The organism is Paenibacillus silvae, assembly GCF_014639235.1.
Classification (GTDB): domain Bacteria; phylum Bacillota; class Bacilli; order Paenibacillales; family Paenibacillaceae; genus Paenibacillus; species Paenibacillus silvae.
This window is the reverse complement of record NZ_BMFU01000003.1, coordinates 398,891-421,044: the sequence shown is the minus strand read 5'-3', so window position 1 is coordinate 421,044 and position 22,154 is coordinate 398,891. Positions and strand designations below refer to the sequence as shown.

General features: G+C 47.5%; 23 protein-coding genes, 1 tRNA gene and 1 riboswitch. Of the genes, 20 read left to right on the top strand and 4 right to left on the bottom strand.

Annotation, left to right across the window (positions count from 1 at the left end):
* Positions 1–101: 101 nt before the first annotated feature.
* Positions 102–184, top strand: a tRNA-Leu gene (locus IEW26_RS12830).
* Between the two features lie 205 nt (positions 185–389).
* Here the strand turns inward: IEW26_RS12830 and IEW26_RS12825 are convergent.
* Complete coding sequence (locus IEW26_RS12825) at positions 390–866, bottom strand: glutathione peroxidase (RefSeq protein WP_111270486.1); 477 nt, start codon at positions 864–866, stop codon at positions 390–392.
* Between the two features lie 377 nt (positions 867–1,243).
* Positions 1,244–1,419, top strand: a riboswitch (cyclic di-AMP (ydaO/yuaA leader).
* 114 nt (positions 1,420–1,533) lie between these two features.
* Between IEW26_RS12825 and IEW26_RS12820 the strand changes: the two genes are divergently transcribed.
* Complete coding sequence (locus IEW26_RS12820) at positions 1,534–1,965, top strand: hypothetical protein (protein WP_229729836.1); 432 nt, start codon at positions 1,534–1,536, stop codon at positions 1,963–1,965.
* A 147-nt stretch (positions 1,966–2,112) separates the two neighbouring features.
* Positions 2,113–2,802 carry an HAD family hydrolase gene (locus IEW26_RS12815; protein WP_229729835.1) on the top strand — a complete coding sequence of 230 codons (690 nt, stop codon included), beginning with the start codon at positions 2,113–2,115 and terminating at the stop codon, positions 2,800–2,802.
* 167 nt (positions 2,803–2,969) lie between these two features.
* On the opposite strand, the gene IEW26_RS12810 is transcribed toward IEW26_RS12815, so the two are convergent.
* Positions 2,970–4,319 carry an Nramp family divalent metal transporter gene (locus IEW26_RS12810; protein ID WP_188592694.1) on the bottom strand — a complete coding sequence of 450 codons (1,350 nt, stop codon included), beginning with the start codon at positions 4,317–4,319 and terminating at the stop codon, positions 2,970–2,972.
* A 450-nt stretch (positions 4,320–4,769) separates the two neighbouring features.
* Between IEW26_RS12810 and IEW26_RS12805 the strand changes: the two genes are divergently transcribed.
* The 16 genes from IEW26_RS12805 (at position 4,770) to IEW26_RS12730 (ending at position 19,232) form a co-directional block, all read left to right on the top strand.
* The gene (locus IEW26_RS12805) at positions 4,770–5,189 is read left to right on the top strand and encodes an organic hydroperoxide resistance protein (protein ID WP_111270490.1); all 420 of its coding nucleotides are present in this window, start codon (positions 4,770–4,772) and stop codon (positions 5,187–5,189) included.
* A 258-nt stretch (positions 5,190–5,447) separates the two neighbouring features.
* Positions 5,448–5,693: a zinc ribbon domain-containing protein gene (locus tag IEW26_RS12800; RefSeq protein ID WP_111270491.1), complete on the top strand. Its 246-nt coding sequence runs from the start codon at positions 5,448–5,450 to the stop codon at positions 5,691–5,693.
* A gap of 104 nt (positions 5,694–5,797) precedes the next feature.
* A complete protein-coding gene (locus tag IEW26_RS12795; protein ID WP_111270492.1) occupies positions 5,798–6,076 on the top strand; it encodes a hypothetical protein in 279 nt (92 codons plus the stop codon).
* A gap of 120 nt (positions 6,077–6,196) precedes the next feature.
* On the top strand, positions 6,197–6,619 hold the full coding sequence (locus IEW26_RS12790) for a thiol-disulfide oxidoreductase DCC family protein (protein WP_188592893.1): 423 nt from the start codon (positions 6,197–6,199) through the stop codon (positions 6,617–6,619).
* Between the two features lie 129 nt (positions 6,620–6,748).
* Positions 6,749–7,609 carry a DUF6612 family protein gene (locus tag IEW26_RS12785; RefSeq protein ID WP_188592693.1) on the top strand — a complete coding sequence of 287 codons (861 nt, stop codon included), beginning with the start codon at positions 6,749–6,751 and terminating at the stop codon, positions 7,607–7,609.
* A 208-nt stretch (positions 7,610–7,817) separates the two neighbouring features.
* Positions 7,818–8,201: a VOC family protein gene (locus tag IEW26_RS12780; protein WP_188592692.1), complete on the top strand. Its 384-nt coding sequence runs from the start codon at positions 7,818–7,820 to the stop codon at positions 8,199–8,201.
* A gap of 159 nt (positions 8,202–8,360) precedes the next feature.
* A complete protein-coding gene (locus IEW26_RS12775) occupies positions 8,361–9,695 on the top strand; it encodes a nucleotide-binding protein (protein WP_188592691.1) in 1,335 nt (444 codons plus the stop codon).
* Positions 9,695–11,002: a TadA family conjugal transfer-associated ATPase gene (locus IEW26_RS12770; RefSeq protein WP_188592892.1), complete on the top strand. Its 1,308-nt coding sequence runs from the start codon at positions 9,695–9,697 to the stop codon at positions 11,000–11,002. The genes IEW26_RS12775 and IEW26_RS12770 overlap by 1 nt, the downstream gene beginning before the upstream one ends.
* Before the next feature lie 14 nt (positions 11,003–11,016).
* Positions 11,017–11,760 (top strand): type II secretion system F family protein, encoded by a 744-nt coding sequence (locus tag IEW26_RS12765; RefSeq protein WP_188592891.1) that lies wholly within the window; start codon positions 11,017–11,019, stop codon positions 11,758–11,760.
* Between the two features lie 12 nt (positions 11,761–11,772).
* A complete protein-coding gene (locus tag IEW26_RS12760) occupies positions 11,773–12,642 on the top strand; it encodes a type II secretion system F family protein (protein WP_188592690.1) in 870 nt (289 codons plus the stop codon).
* A gap of 71 nt (positions 12,643–12,713) precedes the next feature.
* Positions 12,714–12,941, top strand: a complete 228-nt coding sequence (locus IEW26_RS12755) for a Flp1 family type IVb pilin (RefSeq protein WP_373288467.1) — start codon at positions 12,714–12,716, stop codon at positions 12,939–12,941.
* Positions 12,919–13,599 carry a TadE/TadG family type IV pilus assembly protein gene (locus tag IEW26_RS12750; protein WP_188592689.1) on the top strand — a complete coding sequence of 227 codons (681 nt, stop codon included), beginning with the start codon at positions 12,919–12,921 and terminating at the stop codon, positions 13,597–13,599. Before IEW26_RS12755 ends, IEW26_RS12750 begins: the two co-directional genes overlap by 23 nt.
* An 87-nt stretch (positions 13,600–13,686) precedes the next feature.
* Complete coding sequence (locus IEW26_RS12745; RefSeq protein ID WP_188592688.1) at positions 13,687–15,804, top strand: hypothetical protein; 2,118 nt, start codon at positions 13,687–13,689, stop codon at positions 15,802–15,804.
* Between the two features lie 37 nt (positions 15,805–15,841).
* Positions 15,842–16,798: a pilus assembly protein gene (locus IEW26_RS12740; protein ID WP_229729833.1), complete on the top strand. Its 957-nt coding sequence runs from the start codon at positions 15,842–15,844 to the stop codon at positions 16,796–16,798.
* Positions 16,799–16,813: 15 nt separating this feature from the next.
* Positions 16,814–17,320, top strand: coding sequence for an A24 family peptidase (locus tag IEW26_RS12735; RefSeq protein WP_229729832.1), 507 nt, complete (start codon positions 16,814–16,816; stop codon positions 17,318–17,320).
* Positions 17,321–17,396: 76 nt separating this feature from the next.
* Positions 17,397–19,232, top strand: a complete 1,836-nt coding sequence (locus tag IEW26_RS12730) for a DUF6382 domain-containing protein (protein ID WP_188592687.1) — start codon at positions 17,397–17,399, stop codon at positions 19,230–19,232.
* An 81-nt stretch (positions 19,233–19,313) separates the two neighbouring features.
* Here the strand turns inward: IEW26_RS12730 and IEW26_RS12725 are convergent, their stop codons facing one another.
* Both IEW26_RS12725 and IEW26_RS12720 read right to left on the bottom strand, forming a co-directional pair.
* Positions 19,314–20,225 carry a TIGR01777 family oxidoreductase gene (locus IEW26_RS12725; RefSeq protein ID WP_145403382.1) on the bottom strand — a complete coding sequence of 304 codons (912 nt, stop codon included), beginning with the start codon at positions 20,223–20,225 and terminating at the stop codon, positions 19,314–19,316.
* Positions 20,226–20,409: 184 nt separating this feature from the next.
* Positions 20,410–20,877 carry a DUF2621 domain-containing protein gene (locus tag IEW26_RS12720; protein ID WP_188592686.1) on the bottom strand — a complete coding sequence of 156 codons (468 nt, stop codon included), beginning with the start codon at positions 20,875–20,877 and terminating at the stop codon, positions 20,410–20,412.
* A 169-nt stretch (positions 20,878–21,046) separates the two neighbouring features.
* Here IEW26_RS12720 and IEW26_RS12715 point away from each other — a divergent pair, with 169 nt between their 5' ends.
* On the top strand, positions 21,047–22,153 hold the full coding sequence (locus IEW26_RS12715) for a deoxyribonuclease IV (protein ID WP_188592685.1): 1,107 nt from the start codon (positions 21,047–21,049) through the stop codon (positions 22,151–22,153).
* Position 22,154: the final 1 nt, after the last annotated feature.

Below are 22,154 nucleotides of genomic sequence, written 5' to 3'. Positions count from 1 at the left end.
CATTCAGGAAGTATGACTGATTTTTGGCGTGTTCAAATAAATGCTTTACATTTAGATAAGATTCCGGTATAATCAATTCTGTTGCCGATAATTTACGACATGCGGTCGTGGTGGAATGGCAGACACGCTATCTTGAGGGGGTAGTGGGCGTATGCCCGTGGAGGTTCGAGTCCTCTCGACCGCATCATATGAAATGTTATTGAAAGGAAGCTTCCCTGTCCGGGAGGCTTCTTTTTTGTCTTTTGGCCTACATAAATAACAGCTGGAAGGCGACAGCGGGCGGAGAAAAGTTTCATTAGCCGCGAAAAAAAGCCACCCTGTAAACCAGAACAGAACCGAGGCTCTGTGGTTTGGAGCAGCTTTTTTCAAAATGTAGAAATGTGTGTTATTTATTTCAATAATTTCTGAATATCCTCTACAATTTTATCAGGTGTAGTCTGGGGGGCATAACGCTTCACAACGTTCCCTTCCTGATCGACAAGGAACTTGGTGAAGTTCCATTTGATGGCCTTGGAGCCGAGTAGACCTGGTGCTTCCTTCGTAATATGCTGGAATAGCGGGTGAGCACTGGCACCGTTAACGTCAATTTTTTCAAACATAGGGAAGCTTACGCCATAGTTCATCTGACAGAACTCAGCGATGTCATCAGAGGAGCCCTTCTCCTGGGCAAACTGGTTGCTGGGAAATCCAAGTACCTCGAAAGGAGCATCCTGGAATTGATCCTGCAGCTCCTGCAAGCCCTTGAATTGAGGAGTAAGGCCGCACTGGCTCGCGGTATTTACAATTAACAACACTTTGCCGCGATATTGGGACATTTCAATCTCTTGTCCGCGAAGGGTGTTTACTTTGTAATCATAGACTGACATGAGGATCGCCTCCATCATATTATATTGATATTTTTATTATATTTTATGCAATTAAATAATGCAAAATTAATTTATAGAGAACGCTATTATCCTCATCGGCTTGACCGTATTCATAAAAGGAATGCAAATCGTTTAATCAATTTTTGTGCGGGTGAGAATTAGACAGCTTGGAAGAGTTGGATAGCGTATAAGCTCATTGTAAGCGTTATTATTGAAGTTTATTGCCGGAATTCTGACGATTCGTGATCTGTCCGGACTTTACATGATCATGGCACGGGTGTATGATTCAAAGCGTAATTTGAATTTTAATAATATTGTACCTGAAAAAACGAAACAACGATGATATCGATCGGTCTTACATGCAAGATTCACGAACGATGTTTCAATCGCTGAGTTTCCATTCATCGTGGGTGGAAAACGGGGGAACCAACAGGATGTGCTGTATTACAGCAGCAGACATCCATGGGGTGAATTTTCCGGTGACAGCCGGAAATAGGGCGACTCTCGCGCCCGAATCCGTCAGCTAACCTCGTAAGCGTTAAAGGGAGAGGCAACAAACCGCACGCTGGTTCATGGCGTTTTCGCCATGGATTATTTAAGAAGCGTTTCGGAGGCCTTGGTCCCCACGCTTCTTTTTTGTTGTCTTTTCACGCCAAGGGAGGAACGAATGATGGATACAGAGATGATTTTAGTAACCGCTCCGAATGAAGCTGGACGTAAATTTGTGAAGCTGCTGATGTACAAAAAGATGCCTTTTGCCGTTCTTACAAACAGTGCGGGTGAGGAGCGCAAGCTCCGCCGGATCGGAGTAGAGCATGTGATTCGTATGAACACAGCAGCGGCTCAAAAATGGTTTTTGCCGCAGACGAGCGTGGGCAACGTATTTATTTTTGAAAACAGTCTGAACCTGACTTGCCGTTACCTGCAGATTGTTCGTTCCTGGACATCCAAGCCTCTGTGTGTGATAACGGAGCAAAGTCATCCAAAAGGCATTTATCGGGGCATGGGTGCGGACAAAATTGTGTATTCGTTAAACGGAGAAGTTGGATTCTTGCTTAATAGTTGCAATAAACTCGAAGCCGAAGCAAGCAGCTTATGATTGATCCTGCGTAAGGTGCCTGCTATAATTGCAGGTAAGGACTAACGGAATTTGAGGAGACTCATGCTTGTCGTGGGTCTTCTTTTTTTATGGATACAGCATGCGCGCCCGGGATCTTCATTGAGCGGCGTACAAGGAGGAATTGGCTTGCCGGATATTGCCGGGTTGAAGTGGTTGTTTTTTGATGTAGGGGACACGCTGGTGGACGAATGGGAGCCTGTTGACGATATTATCGGGCAGTTTGTGCGTGAGGCGAATGCTTACGGCTATCCTGTGAAGATTGAGGATGTACGAGAGCTGTTTGAGCAATGTTACCAGAACTACGAACAATGGCCTATGAAGGTAGCTATGCAGACATATATTCAGGATGAAGGTCACCGCAAGCAGATCCAGGACAAGCTGAAATTCCACAAGGAGCTGGAGCGTCCTTTTCCTTCTGCAGCCAAAGTGCTTAAACAGCTTTCGCAGCATTATCTCATTGGCATTATTGCGAATCAGAGCCCGGGAACTGAAATGCGGCTGGAGAGTTATGGACTTCGAAAATATGTTCATGTACTAGCCTGCTCGGCAGAAGAAGGAGTGTCCAAGCCCGACCCGGAATTGTATGCGGTTGCTCTGAAACAGGCTGGTTGTGCACCTGAGGAAGCGGTGATGATTGGAGATCGGATTGACAATGATATCGTTCCGGCTCGCAGTCTGGGCCTGCATACCATCCGTATTCTCCAGGGATATGGAAGGTTTCAGCCGGTGCAGTCAGAGCATGAGCGTGCAGACTGGACGGTTGAATCATTGGATGAACTGTTGCCGTTGCTCATACCTGATAACGATGCATCTTAGTTCACATGAGCCGTATAACAAATGAAAGACTTAAAAAGGCTGATTCGCGTTTGGTCATCACACCAGACAGCGAGTCAGCCTTTTTTTATATTACGGGATTTTGAAAAGTTGAAGTTATCTCTCATCGGAGTACGTGTGAACGTCCTTAGTTCCAATTTATATACAAGTTAGAACAGCATAATGGTCTGGATAATCAGGTACACGTTCAGCACTACGATGATAGCGGCAATAATCCAGGAAACGATCCTTAGCCAGAGTTTATTAACAAATGGCCCCATGCTTTTTTTGTCACTTGTGAACATCACCAGCGGGATAACGGCAAACGGCAGCTGCAGGGACAATATAACCTGACTCAGAATCAGCAGTTCCTCTGTCCCGTGTTCGCCCGCAATGGCGGTCACAATGACGGCCGGAATGATTGCGATCAGCCGTGTGACGAGACGACGCAGCCAGGCCGGAATACGAATATTCAGAAAACCCTCCATGACGATCTGTCCAGCGAGCGTACCTGTAAGAGTGGAGTTCTGACCTGATGCGAGCAAAGCGACGCCAAACAGGATGCTGGCAATGGTCGTGCCGAGCAGCGGAGTCAGCAGATGATATGCGTCTGAAATCTCGGCAACCTGGGTCATGCCTGCGCTGTGGAATACAGCCGCAGATACAATCAGGATGGCTGCATTAATGAACAGTGCCAGCGTCAGTGCGATGGTTGAATCCATCGTGGTATAACGGATCGCTTCTCTTTTCCCCTGAGCTGTCTGCTCGATCTGACGGGTCTGTACGATGGAAGAATGCAGATACAGGTTATGCGGCATGACCGTCGCACCAATGATGCCGATGGCAATGTAGAGCATAGCCGGGTTCTGCAAAAGCTCACTGCTGGGTACGAATCCGTGCAGTACACCGCCCATGTCCGGTTTCGCCAGAAAGAGGTCAATCCCGAAACAGAGCGCAATGGTGGCCATCAGCACGATGACAAGGGTTTCCAATGCGCGGAAGCCTTTATTTTGCAGGACAAGAATGATCAGCACATCAACAGCGGTAATAATAACTCCATACAGCATGGGAATATTAAACAGCAGCTTCAGGGCGATTGCCGAGCCGATGACCTCGGCCAGATCGGTTGCTGCGATAGCGAGCTCGCACAAAATCCATAACATCATAACTACAGGGAAGCTGAAGCGTTCACGGCAAGCCTGAGCCAGATCCCGTCCTGTAACAATCCCGAGCTTGCCTGCAAGAGATTGCAGGACTACAGCCATCATATTGGATATAAGGATAACAGATAACAAGGTATAACCGAACTGGGAGCCGCCCGCGATGTCCGTAGCCCAGTTGCCCGGGTCCATGTAGCCAACAGCGACGAGATAACCCGGACCGACAAAGGCGAGAAATTTTTTCCACCAGACTGCATTTTTGGGAACTTTCATGGAGCTGTGCGCCTCACCTAGTGACGGAGCCACTGCTGCAGCAGCATATTCACCGGATGGGGCATTAAACGGATTTCGTTGACTCATAGATGGATCACCTGACTTTACATTAAGATGGGGGCCGATTACCGGCCGAATAAATCATGGATCTTATATAACTTGCACTGGATCGAATATATAAATAGTTAAGTTGTGATGAGCACGAATGTGGTTATATCTAAAATTTTATGTTCATATTTACATTGTACACACTCAAGAGTTTTTGTCTAGTGCAACTTTTATGTATTGAGACAAATTGAAGAAAAAGATCCTTCGAAGGATGTATAGAAGGGGCTTCAACAGGAATCATGTGAAGAGTTATAAATGGATGCATGAAATGAAGCAAAATGTAAAAGCTGTTAAAGAATATAGTCTAAAAGCTGTTGAGGAATAGATGTAAAAGCTATCAAAGAACAAGGTCAAGGCGTTTCAAAACGAGCCAGAGGTTTAAAATGAATTGTAGGCAGTTCAAATTTTAACAGCGAAGGAGAGATTCTGATGGAAGCTTTATATACAGCAACAGCAACGGTAAAAGGTGGACGCACAGGTTCGGTAGCTTCTTCGGATGGTGTACTGCAGCATGATCTGAAAATGCCGAAAGAGCTGGGGGGGGCCGGCGGTGAAGGGACAAACCCTGAGCAGCTGTTTGCAGCCGGTTACGGAGCCTGTTATGAAAGTGCTCTGGCAAACGTAGCCCGCAAAGCAGGCGTAAAACTGGAAAATGTCGTTGTAACGAGCAACGTATCCATCGGTAAAGACCCGGCAGATGATGGCTTCAAGCTGGCGGTGCGTCTGGATGTAAGCATGCCGGGAGTAGATCACGGTCAGGCGGAGGAGCTTGCTCGCAAGGCGCATGACTTCTGCCCGTACTCCAAAGCTACACGCGGCAACATCGACGTTGTGCTGAATGTAGTATGATTGCACAAATAAGTTGGCTCTTCTTCAAGAGTCATGCGTAAAATAAAGAGCAGGGTATCTTGCGATACCTCATGTTCAAGCACCAAGCCCTGCTGGCAGCTCAGCAGGGCTTGGTGCTTGGTTACCTGAATATGAAACAAAGGGAAGGAAAATTCCCTGGTTAGCGCGTACTCTTTTACATAACAGAACAGTCAGTATAATTTTTCATGCCACATATTGATCACTTCATGCTACACATTTCCATAAGGGGGGACGGTCATGAGTATTGAAGAGATGATTGAGAGAAGATTTGTATGCACCAAATGCCGGGGTACGGATTGCAGCATCAAGGAGGTTTCGATGTCGGGAGCAGGGCTGAGCAAGGTGTTTGATATTCAGCATAATCATTATTTGTTTGTATCCTGTACGTCCTGCGGGTATGTGGAGGTTTTTAATCCGGATGTGCTCAAAGGAAAGAAGCAGGGACAAGTCGGCACCATTCTGGATATTCTGTTTGGCGGATGAGTGTTCTTGAGTTGACATTGACCTGAAATTTCTTTAATATGACTTAGTACGAAAAGTGTCAGTGTCATTAGCATGAACCAAATTTGAATTCACAGGTGATATCCATGTCTTATAGACCAAGTATTGCACAACTGCAAGTAGCCAGCAAAAATGAAAAAGACGGTTTGTACGAATTTACAATGAAACTGGTAGATGGTACACAGTGCCGTGTATTCTACTCCAAAGCACCGGAATGGAAAATGACTGCAATCAGCCGTCTGCAAAAGACACCTTGTCCTGTATGCCGTAAAGATTTCATCTGCAAATGCATGGATCAATGGTCAGGCGATCTGCATCAGCAAATGATCGAAGACGAATGGATGCAAAAAGCATTGGCTGAGTAATTGGCTGACAAATATGAGCGTGGGCACAGTGCCTGCGCTTTTTTTCTTTTTTTGCAGGAGAAAGGTTGTGCTCCAAAGTGGGTAAGTAATGTAACAGCGCCAGATGAGGAGGCTAACATGATGACAGCAGATCCAAGGGATAAACATCAGGGACACCCGATCGTTCTTGTGGATGGCGTGTGTCACTTCTGCCAGGGATTAACGAAATGGATTATCAAGCGGGACCCGAAAGGGAAATATCATTTTGCATCACTTCAATCCGATGTGGCTAAGGGGTTGCTGGAAAAGGGGGGCCTGAGCACAGACAGTATGGATACGTTTGTGTTGATTGAAGATGGAAAATACTATACACGCTCAACTGCTGCATTAAGATTGGCTAAAGGTTTGAAATTTCCCTACCCGCTGTTCTACGGATTGATCATCGTTCCAAAATTCATTCGGAATGCAGTTTACAACTGGGTTGCGCGTAATCGGTACCGCTGGTTTGGGAAGGATGAAGCATGTATGCTGCCTACTCCTGAGACTAAAGAACGATTTCTATAAGTATATAAGTAGCGGTTTTTCAGGATAATCTTCCATAAGTAAGAAATTGCCTGTAAGATGATTAATATCGGCAATTATTGGGTAATAACGCTGGTCACATTATTTTTACATTATTGGGAGGATAACAACTTGAAGAAGTGGACGACAATGATTATTGGGGCTTTACTAGTAATGAGCTTGGCAGCATGCGGAAACGATAAAGACAACTCCGCAGCGCCGGCGACAGGAAGTGGATCAACAACAACGGAGAGCAACAACACAGAAGGACAGAGTGCGGCTGTTCCTACACTGGACGAATTGCTTGCCAAAACAGGTGAGGCAACTAAAGCGCTGAAAAGCTTCACTACGGAAGCGAATATTGATCAGCAAATCAAGGTGGATGCCGGAGAGCAATCTCAGGACCAGCAGGTGAAAACATCACTCAAGATGGATATCATTAAAGATCCGATGATGATCTATCAAGAGATGGAAATGGATATGTCCGGACAGAAGCAAAATGTGAAACAGTACATTACTTCGGAAAATATTTATTCCCAGGTTGGAGACCAGTGGGTAAGCATCCCTGAGGCCCAATCGAAGGAATTGATTGAGCAGATGAAAGCAAGCATGAATCCGGAAAAAGAACTGGATCAATTCAAGAAAGTGAAAGAAGATATCAAAATTACAGAAGAGGGCGACAGCTATGTCCTCAATGCGGATGTTTCGGGTGACAATGTCAAGGAATTGGCTAAATCCGTGATGGAACAAAACGGCTCAGATGCTCAAATGCAGGCTTTGCTGGATCAAATGAACATCAAGAGCATGAAAATGAAATATTGGATTAACAAAGAGACGTCTCTGCTTGAGAAAATGGATGTAGCGATGGTGATGGAGATGGAGCAAAGCGGTCAGAAAATGACAATGGACATGAAAATGGACACATCGTTCTCCAACCATGACAAGGTAGCAGAAATCAAGGTTCCTCAAGAGGCTTTGGACGCTGCAAAATAAGCCGACGCGGAACTGAATAAGGGAAACGTGGAACTAAATAAGGAATAATGGGAATTCCCCTGACTCTGAGTTCGGATTAACCAGTTGGTAGCCGGATGAGGAGCAGGGGTGTTTTTTTTGGGACTTTGGTGGCACTTCAAAATGGTATAGAATAGACGGGGGGCTTTATGTTTTTTGTTGCAGACACCGGAGAGGGGGCAATTCAGAGATGATTAGATATGCACATATTCATCATGTGAGCTTGGCGGTTCGAGATTTGGAGACAGCAAAAAAGTTTTATTCCGGCTTGTTAGGCATGCAGGAAATTGAACGTCCGCCGTTTCGTTCAACGGGTGCGTGGTATGCGATTGGAAGTCAGCAGCTTCATCTGCTTCAGCATCCAGAAGGGCATACGCTTCGTGAAGCAGGAATTGATACGACCGATGGGCATTTTGCACTGTGGGTGGTCAGCTATTCAGAGACGATTGCCTGGCTGGAGCAGCAGGGCATCGAATATGAGGCGAGACCTGATAGCGTGGCTGGATTCGCCCAGATATTTATTCTTGATCCTGATCGAAATATTATTGAATTTGGCGCACCTTACGGCTCTTAGGTAAAAAGGTTAGAATAAATGTGTTGCTCGTCCAGATTTTGTATGATATAGTATCTATAAATTCATAGCACGTGACGGAAGCACCGTCCATATTCTGCATGTTCATGCGGATAATGGGCGGTGTTTTTTTTGTGCTTTTTGCAGGGAGTGAAGCAGTAAGTGATTGTACTCAAAGTGGTGCTGGTATCGAGGGATAAAGATTATCTTCGTGCCTGGCTCGATTATGTGCAGCGCAGCTCATCTGGCTCTCATATGCGATTCATTGCCTTTTCCGAGTGGGAAGCATTCAGCAGTTACATGCTTGAACAGGATGAACGAGAAATGCCCGAACTGCTCGTTGCTGAGCCCGAGTTTTTGAATCCTTGGCTGTTGAACGGGGGGGAGCATTCGGGGGTCTCATGGCTCCTGCTTAGTGAAGGACAGGATGCAGAACCTGAGACGAAGCGGCTTATGAAATATCAGCCATTACCTGTGCTGCTGGAAGCGGTAAGGAATGCATGTCGGCAGCCGCAAAGCCGGAGAAGTCCGCGTTCAGGTCGGAACACGTTAAGTATCGCTGTAGTGTCTGCGTCCGGAGGGAGCGGTAAAACAACAGTCTCCCTGCATCTGGCCAAGCAGCTCGGGCTTGCTGGTTATTCTGTGCTCTATCTCAATCTGGAGACGATGGACAGCTCATTTCCTTTTCTGGAGAAAGGGTTTCGACAGAGCAATAAACCTCTGGCTGATGCTGAAACGGGATTGTCACGGCTGCTGTACGATCTGAAGGCCCGCCGAAGGGAGGTCAGCGGGGGGAGGCTTCAGGTCCAGCGATCAGAGCAAGGACGAGAGTCGGTGCAAGTCGCGGCACAAGGCGTTAAGGAACAGGGCAACAGAAGCACAGGTGCTTGTTCTGGCTTGCCTGACGATGCGATAACTACGGGGAAAATCAAAGCAGTGGAGGCATATGTCATGCGGCATGAGACATTGAAGTCAGATGTGTTTTGGCCGTTAGCCAATCGGAAGGAAATGCTGCAGATGTCGAAAACGGATACAACTGACTTGATCCGGTTTTTGGTCGGCTGTGGACAGTATGAGGTGTTAATTCTGGATGGGGACTCCGGCTGGGATGAACGAAGTGAAGGTGTACTCGAAAACGCGGATATGTTTATCTGGCTGGTGAAGGATGACCTTGCTGCGATGCACCGATGGGGTCAATGGCTGCAGCATGCCGAGCGAACTCGGCCGGAGATGCTTGGGAGTGTATTGGAGCGTACGTATTTTGTCATAAACGAGTATCGGGAGCAGTTGCTTAATTCGCTGCCTAGAGCTGATCTGCATGTGGATGCGGTCCTGCCCTATATCCCTTCATGGAAGCAGCTGAATCAGGAGGAGGTCATGTTAAGCTCGCCGATCTTCCAGCGTGAAGTGAAGTGGCTGTGTGACCTGCTGCTCCAGTCTGAAGAAGAAGAGCGAAGGCGTACGGGGCAAATTCATTCAGAGGAGCATTGGGCATGATGACAGAGCGGTCATGGAACATACTGGATCAGGAGCAGCAGTTTCAGCGGATGCGCAGAGAGGTTCGTTCATCTCTCGATCTCACTTCTTCTGCAGGAGATGAGGAGCTGTGGCTTGGGATTGAAAGGAAGGTTCTCGGTGATCCGAATCTGGAAGACCTGACTTCAGGCGAACGTCATGCATGGGTACAACGATTGTTTGATTCGTTTCGCGGGTTGGATATTTTGCAGCCCCTGGTGGATCACCCGGACATTACGGAGATTATGATTAACAGTCATCAGGAGATCTTTGTGGAGCAGGAGGGGAATGTGAGGCGTATTCCGCTGCAGTTTGAGTCCAGAGAGCGGCTGGAGGATATTATTCAGATGATTGTTTCGGGAGTAAACCGGATTGTGAATGAATCTTCTCCGATTGTAGATGCTCGTCTCAAGGATGGGTCGCGGGTCAACATTGTGCTGCCTCCTATCGCGCTCAAGGGCCCAACGATGACCATTCGGAAGTTCCCGAGTGAACCGATGACGATGTCTGATCTGATTGAGAAGGGGGCCTTGCATCAGGAGGCAGCGATATTGTTACAGCAGTTAGTACGCAGTAAATACAACATTTTTATCGGTGGAGGAACCGGGTCTGGTAAAACAACTTTTCTGAATGCCTTATCACAGTTCATTCCTTCCGATGAGCGGATTATTACGGTTGAGGATTCTGCAGAATTGCAGATTGTGACGGTGCCCAATCTTGTATCTCTGGAGACGCGTAATGCCAATACCGAAGGAAAAGGCCAAATTTCTATCCGGGACCTGATCAAGTCCTCGCTGCGAATGCGTCCAAATCGCATTGTCATTGGGGAGGTAAGGGGGATGGAGGCGCTCGATATGCTGCAGGCGATGAATACAGGACATGATGGTTCGTTATCCACCGGGCATGCCAATACAGTCTCGGACATGATCAGCAGGCTCGAAACGATGGTGCTCAGCGGTGCAGAGCTTCCCATTGCGGTTGTAAGACAGCAGATTAGTTCGGCCATAGATATTTTTGTCCATCTCTCCCGGATGCGGGATCATTCACGACGGGTGACCGAAATAAGTGAAGTCATCGGGATGGAGGAGGGTGAAGTGCTTCTAAACCCGTTATTTCGTTTCCAGGAACAGGAGGAACGGGAAGGCCGCATTATTGGCGGATTGGTGCAAATAGGAAGACTGTTGAAGGTAGATAAAATCCGGATGGCTGGGCTGGGAGAATGGCTGGATCGATACATAGAGCAAATGGAAGGACAACACACGTGCTCAGGAGGAGGTGATCCAAGGTGACTCAGAGCAGCCAGATGTTAACGGATTACACCGTATATATGCTCACTACAAGACAGCGGCTAATGTGCATAATCGTTAGCGGTTCATTATTTTTCTGTGTGGGCCTGCTGTTCTACCATCACTTGCTTGCAGGAGCTGTATTGGCTGCAGGCTGCATATGGGTGCCCGGGTTTTGGAGAAACGTACTGCTGGAACGCAGAAGAACGACGCTAAGTCTGCATTTCAAGCAAGCTCTTTATGCCTTGTCTTCAGCACTCGCGGCTGGGAAATCAGTCGAGAACGGTTTTAAGGAATCTGTGGAGGATCTGCGTATGTTGAATCCTGAGGCAGATACGGATCTGATCCGGGAGTTCACGATATTAAGAACTCGAATGGAGTACGGGCAGCCCATTGAAGAAGCGCTGCTGGATTTCTCGGATCGGGCACAGATCGAGGACATTACAAATTTTGCAGATGTGTTTATTACATGTAAGCGAACAGGCGGTGATCTGGTGGAAGTGGTTCGTCGTACGTCCGCAGTGATCGGAGAAAAGCTGGATATACAACAGGATATTATGGTTGCTGTCGCGCAGAAAAGATTTGAATCGAAGGTGATGTTTGCAGCGCCTTTCATTTTTCTGCTGTTTCTGAACCTGACAGCCAGCCATTTCATGGAGCCGTTATACAGCGGGATGGGATACCTTATTTCCACCGTGGCACTTGCTGTACTGGTCTGCTGTTATTTATGGATACATCGCATTATGGATATCAAAGTGTAGGGAGTTGAAAAAATGCTGCTTCCCTTTGTCATTGCAGGAAGTTTGGGAGTGAGTTGGATCGTGCTTGATCGCACTCGGGGGCCAACCTACAGACATTTACGGCAGTTTGATATGCAAGGTGTACGTTTCAAAAAGATGCATGGCCCGTTTCTGTTTTTGTTGGACAAGGTCGAGGTGGGACGCAGATTGCCCGTGCTTATGTTTCGTATGCAGCATGCCATTCAGAAGATGTACGGCATTCAGCATAGCGGTGAGAAAACGCTGCTCTATTGTGCCGAAATGTTGACATACACTTGGCTGATGCTGCTGGCTGGCTGTATGCTCTCACTTATTGGTGATACAGGCGCTGGCGGAATTGTCGGAGGGCTGGTGATTGGAATTGCTGTACCGTTTGCCATGGTTAAGGATTTATATGCAAAAGTACAGCGGCGAGATCAGGATATGCTTATAGAGCTGCCTGAGCTGCTCAATCGGATTGTGCTGCTGGTAGGAGCGGGGGAGACGGTGCAGCGGGCCATCATGCACTGTGTGGCAAGTCAAGGTGAGCGGCATCATCCGCTCTACAACGAATTAAGAAAGGCGGCGGTGGATTGGAATAACGGCTACTCGTTCCAGCAAGCCTTTGAGCAGTTCAGCCGCCGCTGTGGTGTGCAGGAGGTGACGATATTTACAACGACGGTGCTGCTTAATTTTCGGCGCGGGGGAGGTGACTTTGTATTGGCGCTGCGGGATCTGTCACATGTGCTGTGGGAGAAACGTAAGGCAGTGAGCCGGGCTAAGGGAGAACAGGCATCTTCCAAGCTTGTGTTTCCCATGGTGCTAATCTTCTTTACGATCGTGGTTATGATCGGGGCGCCTGCTTTTATGATGATGAATATGTAGGTGGAACGGGAAGACGATTGACTATATGGGTATGTGCAAGTGGACAAGCTTGAGAGGACAGGTGAATCAGAATGAAAGAGCAGGTGATTGAGATGAATGCATATGTAACGGAGGTCATGAAGAACAAGGCAGCAGCTCTATGGAAGGAAGAAGAGGGGCTGGGCACGCTGGAGCTGATCCTGATTATTGGGGTTATCATTATTATTGCATTGATATTCAAGAAACAAATAACAGCGTTGATCACAAGTTTGCTTTCAAAAGTGGACACCAAAAGTAATGAATTTTTCCCGAATAGTTAGGCTGAGAAAGGAGGAAGGGAGCTTCACCATTGAAGCTTCCCTGGTCTTCCCGGTTATTCTGTTTATTCTGATACTGCTGCTGTTCTTCACGATGTATATGTATCAAAAGGTATTTCTGAACCAGCATGCTTATGCAGCAGCGGAACGTGCCGCCTTCAGCTGGGACAACAGCCACAAACAAGCAATGACAGGTGAATATACTGCTGGAGAACAGGATTCCCTGTACTGGAGGCTGACGGATGACCGTCTCTTGGGAGCTGTGTTCGGATGGGCGGGTGCAGACAATGAGGTCACTGTGACTATAGTTGCTGGTGAGGGGGCCAGTCTCACAGAGAAGAAGCTGGCTCAGGCATCCGGCGGTATGCCTTTTGCTATGAGGGGCACGATGACGTACCGGAATGCGCTGATTCAGCGGAAAGTAACAACGAGGCTGGAGCAGGTGATTTCACTGCCGCTGCCTTCATTTTTGTTGGATTCAGGCAGTGGTGTAATTACACAGGGCTCGTCTGCTGCTGTAGAACCGGTTGAATTTATTCGAACAGTGGACTTGGCCCGTTACTACGGGGCAAAGTTCAAAGGCAAGGGAGGTAAAGCGGCCGTTTCAGCTGCTCAGGCTGGACAGGTTGTGCAGTATTTTGGCAAAAGTAAAACAAAGTAAAGGGGGAGGGAGGCTCTGTTCAGAAAAAAAGACGGTGAAACCGGGGCCGTAACGCTGTTTCTGATTTTAATTCTGGCGGGAGTGTATATGTTTGTCGCGATCTTCATTGATTATGCACGCATCGCCGCTTTTAGAGTGCAGACGGAGCGTATGACACATGCTGCGATGAGATCGGTTATGTCTGCTTACGATACGTCACTGCGGGAGTATGGTTTGTTTGCGTATGGGGATAGCAGCGGGGAGGCTACTATGGCTAAAGTGTTAAATGATAGCGTGAAGCCTTCAGCTGTAAAGGATCGTTTCCCTGTTCTGGATATGCAGTGGGACACGACTTCACTCGGCATGGAGCGTGAGCTGGGCAGATATGATATTTTCAATCGCCAGATACAGGAGGATATGAAGTACAGGGCCCCGGTTGATTTTGTGCTGGAAGTGATTGATCGATTTAAACCGATGTCGGAGGAGATGAAGGAGGCGGCACATACGGTAGATATATTGAAAAAGTTGCAAAAGCTCTATGACAAACGTGAAAAACTGCTCGATGAAGCGATTGACAGTCAGGTTAAATCTGCGGATCAGGTTACAAGTCTCCCTGACTTGATTATGAAGCCGCCTGCGCAGGCAATCTATGATGAAATGCTTGAAGAAACACCGAAGACAGCTGCGGAAGCAGCTTCCCGATATGGCGATTATTTAAGCAAAAAGCAGGCAGATGAAGGTCTGCCTTTTATCGAGCAGCAGTACATAGTTGAATTGGGGCGTTACCGAACAGGCGTTAACAGCATAGTGACAGGCATAAGCATGATTATCCAGCCAGCGCTGCAGACACATCAGACCAGGCTTGTGGAAGCAGAGGCGAAGATTGAAGAGGCACGTCAAATCAACGAAGAGATGAAACGTGTGATTGCGGAAGGGGAGAACCGGGCAGAAAATGTCAGTTATGACGATGTAGGCAATTCTTCCCTGCCAGGGGCCGCTCTTGAGAAGACTGGTTCGGGTAGTGAAGCTAAAAGCACACGTTCTCTCGCTTCGGAGCTTGTACGAGAGGATGCTTTGTTTGATCGGTTAAAGACTCGCGTGACATCACAGAATACGGAGTTCGCCAACGTTCGTAAAGACTGTATGGAGCTGAATACACAGCTCCGCAGTGTGACGGGAGAATGGGGCGTTCCGATCAAGCCTGCGGTCAGACAAGCCAGTCAAACGACGGAACGTTATATGAATTCTTATGAGCGGACGGGGCCTTCCAATCTCATTACGCAAAGCAAAGAAGAGCTTGAAACTGGCCGCGGTTCCGACGCGCAGCGCAAAGCGAATGACAAGCAGTCCAAAGGCAAGCTGCAAGAAATGAAACGGCTATTAACACGCATTGAGAAAGGAAGCTCTGGTGCACAGCAGGCGTTCAAGCAGCTTGAACAATATTATGATGCCAACATCGCATTGAATGAAAAAAGCTCCGAGCAAGCGGAAAAAGCCGAGATATCAAGTGATCCGTATGATTCAGGAGGAAATGCGATGAAAGGAATGGATCAGCTGTTTGGCGGTATGTCAGGCCTACTAGCCAGCCTGGGCGATGAATTGTTCCAGAATGAGTACGCGCTCGCCTATTTTAATTCTATGGATTTTGGTCAATTGTTTTCCTGGACAGAAGGTGATGGTGAGGCCGGTGATATGTTCAAGCTGGAGAATCAGGAACTGGAATATATCATCTACGGATTTCACAATTCTTCTGGTAACATTGCGGCTGCATATGCAGAGATCTTTGGTTTGCGTCTTGCCATTCGAACGGCTGAAGGGCTGGCTGAGAACAGCAAGCTGGGTAATCCGCTGCTTGTTTTGTCTGCGGCCATTTTATACGGCATTACACATGCCATCGAGGACATGATGAAGCTGGCCAAAGAGGGCAGTGTGGAGCTGTCGAAATATATCAAGGTGAAGCTGACCTACAGAGATCATCTTCGTCTCTTCCTGCTTATGCACAGCAATAATGAACGTAAAATGTCTCGAATGCTGGCATTAATCCGAATGAATACGGGGGTAAACCCGGATGAAAAGTTTACATATGCTTCGGGTCAGATGCGCAGCAGCATCAAGCTGTGGTTTTTGCCTGGAGTCGTGCGAAGTATAGGTGCCGCTATGGGCAGCACAGATCAAGTGCAGGACGGACGTTTTTTTATTGAGCATAAGGCGGATTATTCGTATTGAACGGATGGAGAAATTTTGATGAACAGGTGGAGAAGTTTTGACGGAGGGGCGATGGATACAGATGCCTGAAGCCAAGAAAGAGCAGGGCAGTATGGTACTGGAAGCTTCGCTGGTACTGCCTGTATTTCTGTTTTTTATTTTATTTCTGATCTTCATTGTTCAGATGACATTGATCTCTACTGCTCTGCAAAGCACCGCGGGGGAAGCAGTGAAGCAGCTGTCAACAAAGGTGTACCCTGTATCACTCGTTTATAGTCCGTCGGATTCTGCAGGCGGAGAGGGTGTTAAGGGGGAGTGGAAGTGGCCGGAGCTCGCACTGACGGAATGGGCCGATGATTACGCATCTTCATTACCTGCACCGATAAGTGACTGGGTTCGGGCAGCGGCCAAAAACGGTGAAGAACCGCTGCAAAGGATCAAAACAGCAGCATTCGAGGCGGTGCTCGATCCTGTTATCAAACCACTGCTTCAGCCGTTTGTTGAAACGAGTCTGCTGGATCTGGAGCGGATTCATGTTAATGGAATATCTGTTCCCAATCTGAAGAGTAAAACGAATCCATACTTCAGACTTGAGCTGAGTTATGAGCTGCCTGTGAAAGTTCCCTTTTTGAGTAAACCCCTACGAATTCAAGCTGCCGCAGCTGAACGAATATGGATTGGTGACACAGAGGAGGCGGCAGCCAATGGTGAAGGGAATGACAGCAGTACGGGTGCGGCAGCTATTCTGTCGAAGCCGGAACCGGCATATATAGGCAATCATGCAACGATCAAAGTTCAGGTTGAGCCGGGAGCTTCAGCCAATCTTACGATATTTTACAAGTCAGGTGAGAGTTCTGCGAAGCATTTAGGCTGGGCTGCTGCTGACGAAAACGGGATCATCGAGTGGACCTGGTTTGTCGGCACTCGAACGACGGAAGGAACGTGGAGTTTTGTGGTGGAGACAGCGGAAGGTTCGCAGACGGAAACGACATTTACTGTGGCATCCAGAAAATAAGGAGAGGTGATGTAGGTGGAGTGGTTTTATACGTGCTGCTGTGTTTATCTTCTGGCCGCGTTTGTATCGGATATTCGCTCGATGAAAATTCCGAATCGGCTGACCTTGCCAGTAACCTTAGCTGGTGCGACTGCTCATCTGGCATGGGGCGGGTGGGAAGGTATGGTGTTTTCTGCAGCCGGATTTGCAGCCGGTTTCGGTATGCTTTTTCTGATGTATGTTATCGGTGCGGTCGGTGCGGGGGATGTAAAGCTGTTTGGAGGAATCGGAGCGTGGACCGGGTTTTCTTTTGGTGTGCACGTTGTAATTTATTCCATTTTATATGCTGGTGTCATTGGAATCATTATTCTGCTGTTTCGTAGAGACGGTGCGCAGCGCTTCCGTACTGTGATTTTTAATCTATTTGGTTTCTTTAAGCTGGGCTCTCTCACACTGGTAAGTCAGGAGAAAAGTCTAAAGTTCCCATTTATGCTGGCGGTTCTGCCCGGTTTCATCAGCTCGTGGATCTATATGACAACATAATGAGTGTGTGCATGACACAGAAAAACTATATAGTCATTCACACATCAACTAATAATATTAGAAAGTGAGGATTGGCATGTATGGATTAACGAGAGATTTTGTACGAAACGGCGGGGCATTTATGACTTTGGAAAAAGAAAACGGACTTCGCATGCAGGAGCTTAGCAGGGTACAGCTCGGGATGTTATCCTCGAACCGAATCCCGCGTATACTGCCTGTGCACACACGGGAGATCGATCAAAATGTGACGCTTCATTATGACATCTCAGGTTATAAGATGTTATCCCAGATGTTGAGGTCTGGTCAGATTGCTCTACCCGTACTGTACAATCTTTTATTTCAGTTGGCTGATGCACTTGAAGAATGCAGACAGTATATGCTTGAGCCGCAAAATTTGTGGCTTCATGAAGAGTATATCTTTATTCAAGGGTCCATGGAGCAAGGGGAACTAGGTTTGATCTATGTGCCTATGATGGATGCCCGGCAAAAGGATCATACACCGATGTTATTCCGTGAACTGGTCATAAGACTTATGGCGTATGTCCAGGAGCTGCAGGGAGAAGGGATACAACGTGTTTTACAGCTTTGTGCTGACGGACGTTGGGATGTTCGGCAGTTACGTGAGCTGCTGCTGGAATTGTGCACAGGAAGTGCAGCAGATTCAGGAATCGGGGCTGCAGCTCTGATGGATTCAAAAAATGAGTTCAGCTACGGGGTGAATAAATCAGATGTCTTGGAATTACAGGCTCGGCGTCAGCCATGGATGAGGGAGAATGCAGAGATTACGGAGGATGCAAATCCAAATCTGCGTTCAAAGTCTTTTTTACATAGAAGAGCAGCTGAGCCGCCTGTTTCGAACAACTCAATCTCAGACTCTAATGCTATGAATGAGAAACAAAATGCTTCACAAATACAGCAAACCTCGTTTGCTGTGGATTGGGAGGAGAATACGAAAGAAAAACAGAGTGGGTCAACATCTGGCTCTTCAAGAACGACGTACATCTGGCTCGGCTGTATGGTCTCAATAGCATTAGTCTGGAGATTCATCTACATGGAGCAGCCAGGGCAGAACGAAATGATTCTCTCGAGTTCTCTAAGTGTCGGGCTTGCTGCAGCTGCATGCTGGATGTGGAAGCGAAAGGCAGGCTCTCACAGTGAATCAGGCATTCATAAGTCGTTTCTTGTTCCCGGCCTGGGCAGACGAAAAAATCAGCAATCGAGACATGAAGAGGGCATGTATCAGGAGAGCTGGCGCTGGAATGCACCCGAGAAGTCTGGTGAAGCCGCAAAGCTGCATCGAGACTTGTCATCTGCCAGTTCTGAAGCTGAAGCCTCTACATCTTCTCGCCTACGCAATGTGCCTGCCGGGGTCGAAACCGCGATGCCTGCCGACATACCTGCTGGAAACAAGAGTGACACTTTATCTGTTCAGGAATATAAAGCAGGAACAGCTGCGGGTACAAGAGCAGGTATAAATGCAATTGAAAATGCAGGTGTCAGTGAAACTTCAGAATGGAATCGCACGACTGCAGCAGCGGATGCAACCGTGAATCTGCAGCAGTTGACCGCCTCAGGTGCTGAAAGGAATAACGCGGATGTATCCGTATATTATCTGGAACGGATTTCGAAAGAAGGTGCAAGAAGCGAGCGTGTAGATGTGAAGGGGGCTTCTTTTATAATTGGAAGAGCTTTGGATATGGTTCAATGTGTAGATAACTCTAATGGGGTCTCACGTGCACATGTGGAATTGAGCCGAAACCAATCGGGTGGATACGTAATCAAGGACCTGGGTTCGGTCAATGGAACGATGCTTCAAGGGAACCTGCTGGCTCCATACAAGGAATATCCACTGGCGGACGGAGACACATTCATTCTTGCTGAATCGGTTTATGTATACCGAGTGGCAGGATGAATGTATCTGTTCCGTTTACTCAATGGAAATTCAGACTAGAGCGGATGTAAGGTGAGATGGCGTTAGCTTGGTCCAGCCATGTTAGTCAGACAAGCCGCGATGCTTCAGATCCTCGAGAGCTTCAGTCAATGTGGGGAAGGTGAATTGGAACCCGTGATCCAGCGATTTCTGCGGAATGACCCGCTGTCCTTCAAGCAGGACAACAGACAATTCACCAACCAGTGTTTTAATCAAAAACCCAGGAACAGGGAACCAGTGAGGGCGGTGATAGACTTTGCCTACTGTACGTCCAAATTCATCATTTGTCACCGGATGAGGTGAAGATGCATTCACTGGACCTGAGATTTCTTTGTTGTGAATGGTAAAGTCAATTAACCGAACGATGTCCATAATATGAATCCAGCTGGTCCACTGCTTGCCACTGCCGATTTTGCCGCCGAACCCCAGCATATACGGAAGTTTCATCAACGGAAATGCGCCTTTTTTATGCCCTAAAACGAGACTGACCCGGATTTTGACCAATCTCACACCCTGGATCGCATCAGCAGCGATTTCCCACTGTTCCGACACCCGGGAAGGGAAGTTCATCGATTTTTGAGGACTGCTCTCATCAAAGGTTTCATCTGGAGAGGTTCCATAGATTGCCATAGCTGATGCCTGAACCACGACTTCAGGCTTTTGCTTCAGCGCTTCGACAAGCCGGGCAACCCGTGCAACGGTTGTCACCCGTGATTCCACAATCTCAAGCTTGGCCTTGGTGGTCCAGCGCTGGTTCAGCGTTTCACCCGCAAGGTTCACGAGAGCATCGAAACCTTCAAGCTCGTGCGGTGTTTCTTCGAGCTGCTCCCACGATATATATGAGAGATTTTTACTCGGATTATGCAGATCAGGCAGCTTGCGAGTGATTACTTTCACATGGTGTCCCGCTTGAAGCCAATAATCAACAAGAGCGCCTCCGACAAAACCGGTTCCCCCACAAATGGCAATTTTCATAAATAGAACATCCTCTCTAATAGGTCAAAAAGCTCCGCAGGGTAAGTTAAGTGTGTAACAAGACTTACCCGAACGGAGCTGATCTGTATTTAATTTAACCAATTTGGCCTTTCGTCTAACTGCTATTTATTTATTGCTTCCTCCGCCATTGGTTTGATTATTATATCATCTTCACGATGGTTTATCATTTCATCAGGTGGCGATATGGAGTATAGTCGATTTTATTTTTTTCCAAAAACTTCACCAGAAACTTATTGTCCCGTTTGGGTGTTGCAATGATATACCCTTTGATGCAATGATCTCTGGACACTTCGGTGGCATTATCCTCCACTGCAATTTTTCCAATCTCGGCTGCGATGGAATGTTTAGCAATATCACGGAATGGGCCGGGTACAGGCTCAACGAGTTGATCGAGAAATGCTTTGGCCTCATCCGTCCATAAATGACGGCTTGTCTCCACCCAGTAGTTCTGCCAATCCAGCTTGGACTTTCCGTCTGCCTTTGGCAGCACTTTGAGGAATTTGCGCATCATGAAAAATCCACCTATACACATGCTGCCCAGCAGCAAAACTGTCCAGAATGCAATCGTATTCATAAACCAGTTGCTGGGTGCATTGCTCGTCAGAATATGGGTGTATGCATTAACAATCATTGCGGAGTCACCTCGGTTTATTGATTTTTACGGGATAACGAAAAACGCTGCCCGGCAGGGTATAATCAGCTGTCAAAAATAGCCTCTCACCTGAATTATAGCGCATTTCTAGATTTATTTCGATAATCGCGTTATGATAAGGGATAATTCAGAAAAAGGGGGATCAATGATGCTGAAAATCGGCTCCCACGTGTCCTTTTCGGACAAGGGATTATTGAGTGCAACGAAGGAAGCGTCCTCGTACGGTTCCAGTTCGTTTATGATATATACGGGTGCACCGCAGAATACTCGCCGCAAGCCTATTGAATCCATGTTTATTGAGGAAGGCAAGCAGGCGATGCAGGCAGGCGGGTTCGAGGAAATTGTTGTCCACGCTCCCTATATCATCAATCTGGGCTCTTATAAGGACAGCACGTACAGACTCGCCGTGGATTTCCTTCAGGAGGAGATTCGCCGTACCCATGCCATCGGTGTGAAAAATATTGTACTGCATCCCGGTGCGTTTACGGACAAGGATGCTCATTATGGTATTGAGCGTATTGCGCAGGGCTTGAATGAAGTGCTGGATGGCATTCAGGAGACGGATGTGAACATTGCTCTGGAGACGATGGCTGGTAAAGGGACCGAGATGGGCCGCAGCTTTGAGGAAATTGCGCAAATCATTGAGAAGGTAACACATAACGAACGTCTGACGGTGTGTATGGATACATGCCACATTCATGATGCGGGTTATGACATCGTTAATGATCTGGATGGTGTGCTGGATGAGTTCGATCGTACGGTTGGACTAGACCGCATTGCCGTAATGCACATCAACGACAGTAAAAATACTGCGGGTGCACGCAAGGACCGTCATACCCCTATCGGATCTGGCTGGATCGGTTTCGAAGCGATCAATCGCATTGTGAACCATGAAAAATTAAGCAATCGTCCATTCATTCTGGAGACACCTTGGATTGGTAAAGATGCCAAGACACAGCGTCCGATGTATGAGATTGAAATTGCTTTGCTGCGAGGAGACGTAGAGGGCCGCTTCGGTCAGGAATTCCTTACCGACGTTGAACAGCTTCAGCACTTCTTCAAAGGCAAGGACGTGCAATCTCGTTCCTATGTGCTTGATGTGTGGACGCTGCTCAAAAATGATGCCAAAGCCAAAAAAGCCGACCCGCGTGAACCGCTGGAACGTTTGTATGACATGGTAACCGAAGCGGCATTGTTCCCGCATTTGAATGAAGAACAAGTGAATCATCGCTTGATTGCTTGGCTTGCAGGTTAAT

Bases quoted from the DNA above. Each gene is read 5' to 3' on its own strand.
- IEW26_RS12790 (WP_188592893.1), top strand. From the start codon at position 6,197: ATGACAGCAGATCCAAGGGATAAACATCAGGGACACCCGATCGTTCTT.
- IEW26_RS12805 (WP_111270490.1), top strand. From the start codon at position 4,770: ATGGAAGCTTTATATACAGCAACAGCAACGGTAAAAGGTGGACGCACA.
- IEW26_RS12800 (WP_111270491.1), top strand. From the start codon at position 5,448: ATGAGTATTGAAGAGATGATTGAGAGAAGATTTGTATGCACCAAATGC.
- IEW26_RS12795 (WP_111270492.1), top strand. From the start codon at position 5,798: ATGTCTTATAGACCAAGTATTGCACAACTGCAAGTAGCCAGCAAAAAT.
- IEW26_RS12820 (WP_229729836.1), top strand. From the start codon at position 1,534: ATGATGGATACAGAGATGATTTTAGTAACCGCTCCGAATGAAGCTGGA.
- IEW26_RS12715 (WP_188592685.1), top strand. From the start codon at position 21,047: ATGCTGAAAATCGGCTCCCACGTGTCCTTTTCGGACAAGGGATTATTG.
- IEW26_RS12760 (WP_188592690.1), top strand. From the start codon at position 11,773: ATGCTGCTTCCCTTTGTCATTGCAGGAAGTTTGGGAGTGAGTTGGATC.
- IEW26_RS12745 (WP_188592688.1), top strand. From the start codon at position 13,687: ATGTTTGTCGCGATCTTCATTGATTATGCACGCATCGCCGCTTTTAGA.
- IEW26_RS12750 (WP_188592689.1), top strand. From the start codon at position 12,919: ATGAATTTTTCCCGAATAGTTAGGCTGAGAAAGGAGGAAGGGAGCTTC.
- IEW26_RS12720 (WP_188592686.1), bottom strand. From the start codon at position 20,877: ATGATTGTTAATGCATACACCCATATTCTGACGAGCAATGCACCCAGC.
- IEW26_RS12725 (WP_145403382.1), bottom strand. From the start codon at position 20,225: ATGAAAATTGCCATTTGTGGGGGAACCGGTTTTGTCGGAGGCGCTCTT.
- IEW26_RS12770 (WP_188592892.1), top strand. From the start codon at position 9,695: ATGACAGAGCGGTCATGGAACATACTGGATCAGGAGCAGCAGTTTCAG.
- IEW26_RS12780 (WP_188592692.1), top strand. From the start codon at position 7,818: ATGATTAGATATGCACATATTCATCATGTGAGCTTGGCGGTTCGAGAT.
- IEW26_RS12810 (WP_188592694.1), bottom strand. From the start codon at position 4,319: ATGAGTCAACGAAATCCGTTTAATGCCCCATCCGGTGAATATGCTGCT.
- IEW26_RS12730 (WP_188592687.1), top strand. From the start codon at position 17,397: ATGTATGGATTAACGAGAGATTTTGTACGAAACGGCGGGGCATTTATG.
- IEW26_RS12755 (WP_373288467.1), top strand. From the start codon at position 12,714: ATGAAAGAGCAGGTGATTGAGATGAATGCATATGTAACGGAGGTCATG.
- IEW26_RS12825 (WP_111270486.1), bottom strand. From the start codon at position 866: ATGTCAGTCTATGATTACAAAGTAAACACCCTTCGCGGACAAGAGATT.
- IEW26_RS12765 (WP_188592891.1), top strand. From the start codon at position 11,017: ATGTTAACGGATTACACCGTATATATGCTCACTACAAGACAGCGGCTA.